Annotated in this window: 11 protein-coding genes; 9 read left to right on the top strand and 2 right to left on the bottom strand. The window is 38.7% G+C overall.

Features of this window, described 5'->3' with window-relative positions; all coding sequences use genetic code 11:
- Positions 1–177: 177 nt before the first annotated feature.
- Positions 178–1,578 carry a TrkH family potassium uptake protein gene (locus tag IGK77_RS12235; RefSeq protein ID WP_066025797.1) on the bottom strand — a complete coding sequence of 467 codons (1,401 nt, stop codon included), beginning with the start codon at positions 1,576–1,578 and terminating at the stop codon, positions 178–180.
- A gap of 360 nt (positions 1,579–1,938) precedes the next feature.
- Between IGK77_RS12235 and IGK77_RS12230 the strand changes: the two genes are divergently transcribed.
- The 4 genes from IGK77_RS12230 to IGK77_RS12215 all read left to right on the top strand — a co-directional run bounded on the left by IGK77_RS12230 (position 1,939) and on the right by IGK77_RS12215 (position 5,163).
- A complete protein-coding gene (locus IGK77_RS12230) occupies positions 1,939–2,412 on the top strand; it encodes a hypothetical protein (RefSeq protein WP_023520277.1) in 474 nt (157 codons plus the stop codon).
- On the top strand, positions 2,409–3,188 hold the full coding sequence (locus IGK77_RS12225; protein ID WP_010736631.1) for a DUF6681 family protein: 780 nt from the start codon (positions 2,409–2,411) through the stop codon (positions 3,186–3,188). Before IGK77_RS12230 ends, IGK77_RS12225 begins: the two co-directional genes overlap by 4 nt.
- A gap of 204 nt (positions 3,189–3,392) precedes the next feature.
- Positions 3,393–3,962 (top strand): signal peptidase I, encoded by a 570-nt coding sequence (gene lepB, locus IGK77_RS12220; protein ID WP_010736630.1) that lies wholly within the window; start codon positions 3,393–3,395, stop codon positions 3,960–3,962.
- 235 nt (positions 3,963–4,197) lie between these two features.
- Positions 4,198–5,163 (top strand): peptidylprolyl isomerase, encoded by a 966-nt coding sequence (locus tag IGK77_RS12215; RefSeq protein WP_071866886.1) that lies wholly within the window; start codon positions 4,198–4,200, stop codon positions 5,161–5,163.
- A gap of 123 nt (positions 5,164–5,286) precedes the next feature.
- Here the strand turns inward: IGK77_RS12215 and IGK77_RS12210 are convergent, their stop codons facing one another.
- A complete protein-coding gene (locus IGK77_RS12210; protein WP_074799415.1) occupies positions 5,287–5,886 on the bottom strand; it encodes a class I SAM-dependent methyltransferase in 600 nt (199 codons plus the stop codon).
- Positions 5,887–6,064: 178 nt separating this feature from the next.
- On the opposite strand from IGK77_RS12210, the gene IGK77_RS12205 reads away from it, so the two are divergent.
- The 5 genes from IGK77_RS12205 to glyA all read left to right on the top strand — a co-directional run bounded on the left by IGK77_RS12205 (position 6,065) and on the right by glyA (position 11,206).
- Entirely contained in the window at positions 6,065–6,649 is a 585-nt protein-coding gene (locus IGK77_RS12205) for a thymidine kinase (protein ID WP_010736627.1), read from the top strand.
- 2 nt (positions 6,650–6,651) lie between these two features.
- On the top strand, positions 6,652–7,725 hold the full coding sequence (gene prfA, locus IGK77_RS12200; RefSeq protein WP_074799416.1) for a peptide chain release factor 1: 1,074 nt from the start codon (positions 6,652–6,654) through the stop codon (positions 7,723–7,725).
- Positions 7,718–8,554, top strand: a complete 837-nt coding sequence (gene prmC, locus IGK77_RS12195; protein WP_074799417.1) for a peptide chain release factor N(5)-glutamine methyltransferase — start codon at positions 7,718–7,720, stop codon at positions 8,552–8,554. The genes prfA and prmC overlap by 8 nt, the downstream gene beginning before the upstream one ends.
- Before the next feature lie 192 nt (positions 8,555–8,746).
- Positions 8,747–9,772, top strand: a complete 1,026-nt coding sequence (locus IGK77_RS12190; protein ID WP_074799418.1) for an L-threonylcarbamoyladenylate synthase — start codon at positions 8,747–8,749, stop codon at positions 9,770–9,772.
- 189 nt (positions 9,773–9,961) lie between these two features.
- Positions 9,962–11,206: a serine hydroxymethyltransferase gene (glyA, locus tag IGK77_RS12185; RefSeq protein ID WP_074799419.1), complete on the top strand. Its 1,245-nt coding sequence runs from the start codon at positions 9,962–9,964 to the stop codon at positions 11,204–11,206.
- Positions 11,207–11,420 lie beyond the last annotated feature (214 nt).

Raw genomic sequence — 11,420 nt, 5'->3', positions numbered from 1 at the left:
AATTACAAATAAATTCAACTAATCATACCATATGTTGAAAAAAAGGTTAAATTGCTTTGTCTTATTTTACAAAAGTTTATACTGTTCGCAAAACAAAAAAGAAAGAAGCAAGAAAACGAAAAACGATCGCTTCCTTGCTTCTCACATATCGGTTTTTTTAGGTAACGATAGACTGTCTTACCCGATAATGATTTTCTCTGTAGGATATTCATAACCTAAATCTCGTGTTTCTTTTGGCACAAATAACATTAATGTATACAACATCCCAATACGTCCAATAAACATCAAAGCACCAATCGTGATTTTACCCACTGTTGATAGATCACCGGTAATTCCTAGCGATAACCCCGTTGTACCAAAAGCAGAAGTCACTTCCACGATGATTGAGATCAGCGGTTGTTTCTCCGTGGCAGATAAAAAAAGAATACAGAAGAAGCACATCCCTAAGGAGAGCATAAAAACGACCACTGATTTTCGGACATCATCTTCATCAATTCGACGACCAAAAATATTAATGTTATCTTCACTTTTCAAAAACGAATAAAGATAAAGACCAATGATCGCCACAGTCGTGGTTCGGATACCACCACCGACAGAACTGGGACTACAACCAATGAACATCAATAAGGAAAAGACGATCAAGGTCGTGATTTGAAAATCTCCTAGATCATGGATCTGTAAACCCGCATTACGAGTTGTCATGGAATAAAACATTGAATTGATCCACTGGACACTAGGATGGAGATCTTTGAACAAGTGATTTTTTTCAAGTAAAAAAATCAAGACAGTCCCGCTGACAAATAAAATGACAAAGGCGAGGACGGCTAATTTGGTAAACAAAGAGAACCGAAAAGGAATCTTGGCTTTCGTTTTTCGATACAAGCGCCATTCTCGAAACTCCATCAATACCGGAAAACCGATTCCACCAATGAAAATCAGGAACATGATCATAAATAAAAAAGGATAGTCATGTTCAAATGGCTTGATCGACTCACCAGTAATATCGAATCCCGAATTTGTGACCGCGGAAATAGCTTGATAAAATCCATGAAAAACGGCTTCGTGCCAATGATCGAAATAGCCGCGAATATAAAAATAAACGGAGAACAAGGCACCAAATAGCAATTGGAACCAGAGCAATATGACAAAAGTGATCCGAATCAAACGAACGATACCAGATAAACGTGGTTGGTTCATATCTGTCATGATCAATTGTCTTTGACGTAAGGTGATCCGTCGCTTAGAAAAGATAATAAATGCCGTTGAGATCATCATGATCCCTAAACCACCCACTTGAAACAACACTTCGAGTAAAATAATGCCATTGTTATTAAAAATCGCGTGGATGTCAAATGTCGAAAGACCAGTGACACTGATCGTACTGATCGCCATAAAAAGCATGTCAATAAATGAAGCATGACTACCCGGATTTCGGAAAAATGGGATGTAAAATAAGCCCAAAGAAATCATAGTCATTAAAATATAATAAAATACGATAATTTGAATAGAAGAAAAGTGACTAGAAGCATATCTTGCACTACGCCTTCGCCATTTCCGAAAAAAAAGATTCAATTGCACAAATTCGATCCTCCTTGTTAGATGTTTCTTCCAGTATACCGACAATAAAATAAATACACAAAGAAATAATAAAACTAAAATTTACTAGGATTTTAGTTATTGGAAAAGTGTCTTATAATAAAGATGACTTTACGAAAGAACTTGGAGGGAGATCCATGATAAAATGAAGTGTATCAACCAGTCATAGACTGTCTGATTACGACTAAAACAACATTCGAGTAAATCTACACAAAAGTTTCATGAAAAAATAAGAAAAAAATAAGAAATTTATGGTAAAACTAAAGAATACGTGTGAGAAAAACCAATTTTTGCCAAACGGATCAAGACTTCAAGCGGCAACAAGGAAAAGGATGAGAGAATATGCGAAAAGTAGCACCTATATTAAAGCCAATCGCTGTATTGACGATTTCGACGATTGTTGCTACCACAACAGGCATTGTTAATAGTTCTAGCTATCGTGCACCAAGTCGTTCCACAGAGACTACGACGACTTCTACCAATGAAGGAACAGGGCAAACGAATGACACGGTAGAAACAACACCAACGACTGTAGAACAAGACACAACCAATTCTACATACAACCAAAACTCAATACCAGAAAGTTCCGTGGATGAAGGGAATACAGGATATACGACCGATTCGACTAGTCAAAATCAAGGGGACGACAGCGGTTCAAGTACGACGCCAAGTGCCACTACACCAAGCAGTACGACGCCTAATACAACGCCAAGTACTTCTACGCCAAGTGAAGGCAATCTAAATGAAAATAATGCACCTACAGAGCAATCCGCTGAAACACAGATGTATAATCAACAGGCAGGTGATGAAGAATGACATTTATATTAGATATCATCAATGGGATACACAAGTTTTTAGGATATTTAGATATCAGTCCTAAATATTTGAACCGAGGCTATACTATATTAAGTGTGATTCCGACTGTTTACCTTTTACGGATTGTTTATGGATTATGGCAAAATCAAAACTATTTGCAGTTCTTTTTATACGGATTAGGCTTTTTAGTTCTTTTATATTTCACTGTTCTAAATGTGTTTTATTACTTTTTTGATAAAAATTCAAAAGCCGATGTGACCCAAGTGATCGTGAAATATCTACCTGATGAAGCATTCAATATTGAAGGAGAAACGGTTCGCGGGAACAACGGCAATATCGACAAAGTCAATACAGAAAAAGCCAATGTTCTATTCGATGAAGACTACCAATTGAAACTAGCAGAGAATATGCGCTATTTGATTGAAAAAGGGGAGATCAAGGTCAATGAACTTGGTCGAATGGACGGGTTCTTGATTGATCGAAATACACTTTATCCGTACTATTATGTGAAAAAAGTCTCCGACAAAACTTATCAATTAAGTATCGGCCGTAATTATTCCAGCATGGAAAAAGTAGGAACGATCAAGGTCGACTCGCCAGAAGATCATATTGAACCCGTAGGCTTATTCCTTGCAGGCGGTGATTTTGTCAAAGATGGTCTTAGATACCATGAACCCTATCGTTTGAAGTTGATCATCAAGAAAAATCAACCAAAAGAACAAGAAGGTGAAGTGACATATAGTCGAAGCCAACGAAGAAAAAAATCAAAAGTGTAGGATAAATCTTCTCCATCGAGTATTTATTTAGCTCTAATATTAAAGATACATGAAGTTCAAAAAACATTTCTAAAAAAAACGGATTATTCCCAACACGATCCGACACTTATTCTTTCTTTTAATCGATAAAAAATGTAAAATAAAGAATAGCTAACAAATAAATAAAAAATAACATAAAAATGTTTGGTTAATAGGAGGTATAAAGTGAAAAACTTTTTAAAAAATTGGGGAATCTTGATCGTTGTTTTAGCCGCCATCATTTTGGCAAGAGTCTATGTATTTACACCGGTCACAGTCAGTGGTCATTCCATGGACCCTTCGTTACATGATGGACAACGTTTGATCTCATCTAAAATCTCAGATTTTGATCGCTGGGATATCATTACAACAAAAGAACCTGGGGATGAAGAACGGATGATCGTCAAACGAATCATTGGGATGCCAGGGGATACTGTCAAAATGGAAGATGATCAACTATACATCAATGGGGAAAAGCAAGATGAACCCTACTTAGATGAGTATAAAAAAGAATTTTCAGAAGACAAACTACAAGAGGAATATTCTTATAATTCAGCCTTCCAATCGCAAGCTGAAAATGCTGAAACGTTCACCAGTGATTTTGAATTCACTGTTCCTGAGGGACAATACTTGGTACTGGGCGACAATCGTTTGATCTCAAAAGACAGCCGCATGTTTGGTTTAGTCGATGAAGATTTGATCCAAGGCAAAGTCGTTTTCCGTTACTGGCCGTTGAATAAGATCAATATCATTTAATCAATGCTACGTAAAGTGGTAATGATATAACTCTAAAAAGTAAAAACATACCCTGAAAAACCTCAACATTCGTTTGGAATGTTCGAGGTTTTTTTGTTATATAAACTACATCAACAATTGATCAATTATAATTTTTTTATAAAATTACGTTATTTTCAAAGTTTGTTCATAAAGTAAGGCTAAAGTGAAAAGCACATAGATATAAATAACTATTAAAATATATAGGAGTGACAGCATGAAAAAATTTATCTCAATATTAGCTGTATCATCAGGACTGGTTTTGTTTTCTGCATGTTCAACAAATCCGTCAGATCAAGCTGCAGTGACGTATAAAGGTGGTACGATCTCAGAGCAGGAATTAGTGGACCACCTGAAAAAAATCAAGGGTGCGGAGACCGCTGTCCAAGATTTGATCATCTTCCAGATTTTTGAAGAAAATTACGGCGATAAAATTTCAGCTGAAGATGTAGATAAAGAATACAACGCTAGCAAAGAAGCACTCGGTGATTCTTTCGATTCGCAATTGAAATTAGCGGGCTATACGACTGAATCTTATAAAGAAGAAATAAAAAGAGGGTTAGCTTACAAAGCAGGTTTACGAGCGAATGTCGAATTGACGGATGAAGATCTTAAAACAGCATGGGAAAACTTCCATCCAGAAGTAGAGGCACAATTGATTAAAGTAAGTAGCGAAGATGAAGCCAAGGAAATTAAAAAGTCACTTGATGAAGGGGGCGACTTTGCTAAAATCGCCAAAGAAAAATCGACCGATGAAGCGACAAAAGAAAAGGGTGGAGAAATCACCTTTGACTCGCAATCTACAAGTGTGCCAGCAGAAGTCAAACAAGCAGCGTTCAAGCTTAAAAATGAGGAAGTATCTGATGTTATCACAGCGACTAATTCCTCTACGAATGCAACCGAATATTATCTTGTGAAAATGGTCAAACAACAAGAAAAAGGCAATGATATGTCGAAATATAAAGATGAATTAGAAAAAATAGCAACAGAGACAAAAATAGCAGATCCAACATTCCAACAAGAAGCTGTGCGTAATGAATTGAAAAAAGCAAATGTAAAAATCAAAGATGAAGATTTCAAAAACGTACTAAGTGGCTTGATGACGGAACCATCCACAAGCGAAAGTTCGACCGATGCTTCAACTGAAGCTTCGACAAGTACTTCGACAGATAGTTCAAACTAATTGATCAGTGGAAGAACTAAACAAATACGAACTCAATTAAAATAAGCAAAAACCCGAGAATAATTTTTTTATTCTCGGGTTTTGCGTATTTATGAAAGGTTTTTTTATAGAAATAGAAAATGCTTATTCTTTGATTGCTATAGCCAAAAACAAAGAAGCATCTTGTTTCATGAACAAGTTTTTTCCGTGATGGAATGTTTCAATTGAGAGTGGTTTAAATCCAGCAAGCTTCAATTGTTCTCTTAGCTCCTCGTGGTCAAAACCATTATGGACTTTTGGATGCTGGATCTTTTCGTTCTTATCGAAGTCAACGATATAAAGTTTTCCACTTGGATGAAGCATTTGCGAAAGTTGTTTTAAAATGACTTTCGTTTCTGGAATATGCAACAAGACTAAAGATAGTAAGATGATGTCAGCTTTCTCTGCCGGCAAATCCCTTGTAGCATCCAATTCAAGTGTTCGTACATTTGCTTGTTTTGCTTCTTTGATTTTTTTATCAGCCATCGCCAGCATTCCTGCGGCTGAATCTATGATGATTACTTCGTTAAAACGTGAGGCAAAGGGTAACGTGACAAGACCAGTTCCCCCACCGTAATCGATCAATTTCTGGTCATGAGTCTGTGCAGAAAATTCTTTTTCAACAGCTGAACGAATCGTTGCTGCTAATTGGATTCGCTCGGGGGTGTCATAATGGTTCGCCATTTGGTGGAATATTTCGGACATAAGTGCCCTCCTTCATTTTTCATTCGATTATACCAAAAGAAGTGCGGGTAGTTTATTGTTTTGTAACAAAAATAGCAGCATATTCACTAAGGAAATCTCGCTTCGAAAATTCTCACTGTAAAAATGATTGAAAATCAAGTATAATACCATAGGAACAAACTGGAAGGTGAATGAGGACATGGCACAACTATTTTTTAAGTACGGCGCAATGAACAGCGGCAAGACAATCGAGATCTTAAAAGTCGCACATAATTATGAAGAACAAAACAAACCGGTTGTTTTGATGACCAGCGGAATCGATACAAGAGATGGTGTTGGCGTAGTTTCAAGCAGAATCGGGCTGAAACGTGAAGCAATTCCCATTTTTGAAACGACCGATGTATTTGAAGTCATCCAGCAGATGGAACATCCACCATTCTGTGTATTGATCGATGAAGCGCAGTTCTTAACAAAAGAACATGTCTTAGCATTCACGAGAATCGTTGATGAACTCAATATTCCGGTGATGGCGTTCGGATTAAAAAATGATTTTAGAAATGAATTATTTGAAGGATCGAAATATTTATTGCTTTATGCAGACAAAATCGAAGAAATGAAAACGATCTGTTGGTTCTGCCATAAAAAAGCAATGATGAATTTACATTATATAGACGGAACACCGGTGTACGAAGGAGATCAAGTCCAAATTGGTGGCAATGAAGCCTATTATCCCGTATGTCGAAAACACTATTTTCATCCATTGATGATCACAGAAGGAGATTAAGCATGTACGATCAATTACAATCAATCGAAGACCGTTACGAAGAGCTTGGGGAACTACTGAGTGACCCAGAAGTGATTTCAGATACGAAACGTTTCATGCAGCTTTCAAAAGAAGAAGCAAGTACACGTGAAACGGTCGAAGTTTATCGTCGTTACAAGGAAGTTGTTCAAGGAATCAAAGATACAGAAGAATTACTCGGCGAAAAGTTAGACGACGAAATGGCAGAGATGGCTAAAGAAGAATTAGCTGATTTGAAAAAAGAAAAAGAAGAACTAGAAGAAAAAATCAAGATTTTATTGCTTCCCAAAGATCCAAACGATGACAAAAATATCATCATGGAAATTCGCGGAGCCGCTGGTGGTGACGAAGCTGCACTATTTGCAGGGGATCTTTTCTCAATGTATCAACGATATGCAGAGGGTCAAGGTTGGAAGACAGAAGTCTTGGAAGCAAGTGTGACAGGGATCGGTGGCTATAAAGAAGTCATCATGATGATCACAGGCGAAAATGTCTATTCGAAATTAAAATATGAAAGTGGCGCACATCGGGTACAACGTGTCCCTTCGACAGAATCTCAAGGACGTATCCATACATCAACAGCAACCGTCGTTGTCATGCCTGAAGCAGAAGAAGTAGAGATCGATTTGGCTGACAAGGATATCCGCGTCGATATTTACCACGCTTCTGGAGCCGGTGGACAGCATGTCAATAAGACAGCTTCTGCGGTACGTTTGACTCACTTACCAACTGGAATCGTGGTGGCGATGCAAGATGAACGTTCACAATTGAAAAACCGTGAGAAAGCGATGAAAGTCTTACGTGCGCGCGTCTACGACAAGATCCAACAAGAAGCACAAAGCGAATATGATGCGAACCGTAAATCTGCGGTAGGGACTGGGGATCGTTCAGAGCGTATCCGTACGTATAACTTCCCTCAAAATCGCGTAACTGACCACCGTATTGGCTTGACGATCCAAAAATTGGATCAGATTCTAGCAGGAAAACTAGATGAGATCGTCGACGCATTGATCGTGTATGACCAAACATCTAAGTTGGAAGAGATGCAAAATGGATAAAACCTATCGAGAAGTCCTCACACGGGCTTCTTCTTTTTTAGAAGAACAAGGAGTAGAAGGGTATAATATCCAGTTTGTCTTTCTTGAACGAAAGCAGTGGACGAAACTGGATTGGCTCATGCGAATGAATGAACCGATCACAGCCGAGGATCAAGCCATGATCGATGCAGATATGCAACGACTAGTACAACATTATCCGCCTCATTATTTATTAGGTTATGCTGAATTTTTTGATCACCGCTTGAAAGTCACGGAAGCAACCTTGATTCCTCGTCCAGAAACCGAAGAATTAGTCGCACTGTGTTTGGCAAAAACAAGCGAAGAAACCTTAAATGTCGTGGATATCGGTACAGGAACTGGGGCAATCGCCATCAGCTTGAAAGCTGCTAGAAAAAATTGGCGGGTCTCAGCAATTGATTTATCTTTAGAAGCACTAGCTGTCGCTAAGGAAAATGCAGAACATGAACAAACGACGATCAATTTTTATCATGGTGATACGTTGGAACCTGTCATGGATCAAACCTTTGATGTCATTATTTCTAATCCCCCTTATATCAGTCGAGCAGAATGGTCGGTGATGGATGAAAGCGTGCGAACCTTTGAACCGAAGATGGCATTGTTTGCTGAAGAAGATGGTTTAGCGATCTACCAGAAAATCGCAAAGGAAGCTTCACAACTATTAGCTAGCGATGGCCAACTTTTTTTAGAGATTGGTTTCCAACAAGGAGCAGCTGTCAAAGCAATCATGGAGCAAGCCTTTCCGACAAAAAAAGTACGGATCAAAAAAGATATGGCAGGCAATGATCGAATGATTTTTGTTACCAATTAGTTTGTGGATGAAAAAATTTTTTTCTGTTTTTTTATAATAAAAAAACACTGATTTGATAAGGATGAAAACGAATATTTTAGTTATCAACATACTTATCCACTATTGACAAACTAGTTATCAACAATTTGTGTATAACTGCCTGGGAAAACGGAATAAAACAAGGATTTTGAAAAAAGAGGATGTGGATAGACTGTGGAAACAATTAAATATGATGAAACACAATTGAATGAAGCTGCGAAGGAATTAGCAGTAGGAAATCTAGTGGCTTTTCCAACGGAAACTGTCTATGGATTAGGAGCTAATGCCCTTTTACCGGAGGCTGTCAAACAAGTCTTTACAGTGAAAGGTCGACCACAAGACAACCCATTGATTGTCCATGTCGCCTCCTTCGAACAAGTAAAAGAGTATGTGGACAACTTTCACCCACTAACAGAACAAATTGTGAAAAACTTCTGGCCAGGACCACTGACTGTGATTTTTCACATCAAAAAAGGTAGTTTACCGGGGATTGTCACCGGAGGTTTATCCACAGCTGCTTTTCGCATGCCAGATAACAAGAAAACGTTAGAATTAATCCAATTAGCAGGTGTACCACTTGTCGGGCCAAGTGCCAACACTTCAGGTAAACCAAGTCCAACAACAGCAGACCATGTCTTTCATGATCTAAATGGAAAAATCACAGGAATCATTGACGATGGGGCGACGAGGATCGGTGTAGAATCAACGGTACTTGATTTGAGTGACCCATCTGCACCGCCGATGATCTTACGACCAGGAGCAATCACGAAAGAGCAACTAGAAGCTGTCATTGAAAGTCCAGTGGCGACAGACCGCCATTTGGTCAAAGAATCTGAAACACCGAAATCTCCGGGGATGAAATACAAACATTACTCACCTGATACTCGAGTACTGATGGTTGAAAAAACGGATTGGCCAGAGGCGATCATCTGGACAAAAGAACAAAAACTACGTACCGGTGTTTTAGCTGGACCAACAATTGCTGATCAAGTACGCAAGGATGTCGCCGCGGTGTATATGTATTACGATGATTCAGTAGAGGCAGCAACGAAAGGGTTGTTTGCGGGGTTACGCGGCTTAGATGATGATCGATTAGTTCTTGATTTGATTTTAGTACAAGTTGCACCCGAAGAAGGTCTGGGTATTGCGTATATGAATCGGTTGAAAAAAGCCGCAGGACAAAATTATTATAAAAAATGATCCAGAAGTGATTGCTGCAAAATCATTCTGTGATACAATCTAGGAAACAAACTAAAATAGCTATTTATGAAATAATGTTCGTATTCTTAGCTAGTAATGTTTGGTCAACATCAAAAAAAGACAAATAAACGGAACAATCATTTGAAATTTAAAGAAGTTGACACATAAATAAATAAGGAGTTGTTGTTTGTGGTAGACTACAAAACGTTTGACCCTGATTTATGGGCAGCAATCGCAAAAGAAGAGGAAAGACAAGAAAACAATCTGGAGCTGATCGCTTCTGAAAACTTTGTCTCTGAAGCTGTGATGGCGGCACAAGGAAGTATTTTAACGAATAAGTACGCAGAAGGGTATCCAGGACGTCGCTATTATGGTGGGTGTGAATTTGTGGATATCGTTGAAAATCTGGCGATCGATCGTGCCAAAGAATTATTTGGTGCCGATTTTGTCAATGTTCAACCACACTCTGGATCACAAGCCAATACAGCTGCATATCTTGCGTTAGTTGAACCGGGGGATACGATCTTAGGAATGGATCTTTCTGCTGGCGGACATTTGACACATGGCTCTCCAGTCAATTTTAGTGGAAAAACGTATCACTTCGTTGCTTATGGCGTAGATCCGACAACAGAAGTCATTGATTATAATGTCGTACGCATCTTAGCGAGAAAACATCAACCAAAACTGATCGTAGCAGGAGCAAGTGCCTATGGTCGAACGATCGATTTTGCAAAATTCAGAGAAATCGCGGATGAAGTTGGGGCAAAATTGATGGTCGATATGGCACACATTGCTGGTTTAGTTGCAGCGGGTGTTCATCCAAGCCCAATCCCTTATGCCGATATCACAACAACTACTACTCACAAAACATTACGAGGACCTCGTGGCGGGATGATCTTAACGAACAATGAAGAACTGGCGAAAAAAATCAATAGCGCAGTCTTCCCAGGCATCCAAGGTGGCCCCTTGGAGCATGTGATTGCCGGAAAAGCTGCTGCATTTAAAGAAGCATTGACTCCTGAGTTTAAGGAATATAGCGAACAAGTCATTGCCAATGCAAAAGCTATGGCAAAAGTATTCAATCAATCGATTGGTACCCGAGTGATTTCAGGTGCAACAGATAACCATTTGATTTTGATCGATGTACGTGACTTAGAATTGAACGGAAAAGAAGCAGAAGCGATTTTGGACAGTGTTCATATCACCGTCAATAAAAACTCGATTCCTTTTGAAACACTAAGCCCATTCAAAACAAGCGGTATCCGTATCGGGACACCAGCAATCACGACCCGTGGCTTCCGCGAAGAAGATGCGGCAAAAGTCGCTGAACTGATCGTCAAAGCCCTACAAGCAAAAGATGACGAAGCTCAATTAGAAGAAGTGCGTGCAGGCGTCCGTGAATTAACAGAAAAATTCCCTTTATATAAAAAATAAATCGTATCAAACAATAAAGATGTTAGAAATCAGAAAAGGAGAGTCGATCAAACATGCAGATGTTCGATTGGCTCACCTTTTTTCTGTCTTACTGCTCAGGTCAAAGCGCTTCTTTCACAACCTCTTTCAATCTGATTTTTTGACTTTTGTCTGGTTGCTCTCTAGTATATGAGGTGTAATTTTATTTGTTGCATTCAATTTAGGGAGGAATCCG

Source organism: Enterococcus sp. DIV0806c, assembly GCF_051710905.1.
GTDB lineage: Bacteria > Bacillota > Bacilli > Lactobacillales > Enterococcaceae > Enterococcus_B > Enterococcus_B mundtii.
The sequence above is the reverse complement of the archived record's forward strand: the minus strand, read 5'-3'. Positions and strand labels throughout refer to the sequence as shown.

Coding starts and splice junctions, on each gene's coding strand:
- IGK77_RS12230 (WP_023520277.1), top strand. CDS start 1,939: ATGCGAAAAGTAGCACCTATATTAAAGCCAATCGCTGTATTGACGATT.
- IGK77_RS12225 (WP_010736631.1), top strand. CDS start 2,409: ATGACATTTATATTAGATATCATCAATGGGATACACAAGTTTTTAGGA.
- IGK77_RS12215 (WP_071866886.1), top strand. CDS start 4,198: ATGAAAAAATTTATCTCAATATTAGCTGTATCATCAGGACTGGTTTTG.
- IGK77_RS12210 (WP_074799415.1), bottom strand. CDS start 5,886: ATGTCCGAAATATTCCACCAAATGGCGAACCATTATGACACCCCCGAG.
- IGK77_RS12205 (WP_010736627.1), top strand. CDS start 6,065: ATGGCACAACTATTTTTTAAGTACGGCGCAATGAACAGCGGCAAGACA.
- prfA (WP_074799416.1), top strand. CDS start 6,652: ATGTACGATCAATTACAATCAATCGAAGACCGTTACGAAGAGCTTGGG.
- prmC (WP_074799417.1), top strand. CDS start 7,718: ATGGATAAAACCTATCGAGAAGTCCTCACACGGGCTTCTTCTTTTTTA.